A 621-nucleotide genomic window follows, 5' to 3' on the forward strand; every position below is an offset into this window, starting at 1 on the left:
ACCTCCGCCCGCCGCTCCAGCCATTCCGCGTCGCCCCACTCGTACCGCGACGACGTGACGATCGACGAGGTGGCCGGGGGCACCTCGGTGCGGCGGGCCATCGGGTCGGCGCGCAGGGTTTTCGAGCCGTCGGGGCGGGTGATCTCGAACTTGTACAGCTCGCCCTCGCCGATCCCCGGCACGAACAGCTCCCACACCCCGGACGAGCCCAGCGACCGCATCGGGAACGCCGTCCCGTCCCAGTACGTGAAGTCCGCAGCGAGCCGCACCCCGAGCGCGTTGGGCGCCCACCCGGTGCCCGGCGGCGTCGCCTTCCGGGCGCTGCGCCCCTTCGCCCGCGAGGTGAGCGTGGTCGTCGACGGCGCCCGCACCCCACTGGTGTCGGAGGGCGACGGGCTGTTCTCCGCCGTGCTGCCGCTGGACGGGATCCCCGCGTACACGCTCGCGGTGGCGTACGGGGACGACGAGCCGCTGGAGACGGACGACCCGTACCGGTTCCAGCCCGCGCTCGGCGACTTCGACCTGCACCTGATCCGCGAGGGCCGGCACGAGGAGCTGTGGACGGCGCTCGGCGCGCACCCCATGACCCACCAGGGCGTGGCCGGCACCCGCTTCACCGTG

Annotated in this window: 2 pseudogenes; one reads left to right on the forward strand and one right to left on the reverse strand. The window is 74.1% G+C overall.

Features of this window, described 5'->3' with window-relative positions:
* Window positions 1-290 (reverse strand): annotated as a pseudogene (locus LPA54_RS35000) (1,4-alpha-glucan branching enzyme); the annotation flags it as partial.
* Here LPA54_RS35000 and LPA54_RS35005 point away from each other — a divergent pair.
* Window positions 220-621: pseudogene (locus LPA54_RS35005) on the forward strand (1,4-alpha-glucan branching enzyme); the annotation flags it as partial. The pseudogenes LPA54_RS35000 and LPA54_RS35005 overlap by 71 nt on opposite strands.

Origin of the sequence: Streptomyces sp. DH12 (assembly GCF_020873895.1) — a bacterium.
Taxonomy (GTDB): Bacteria; Actinomycetota; Actinomycetes; order Streptomycetales; family Streptomycetaceae; genus Streptomyces.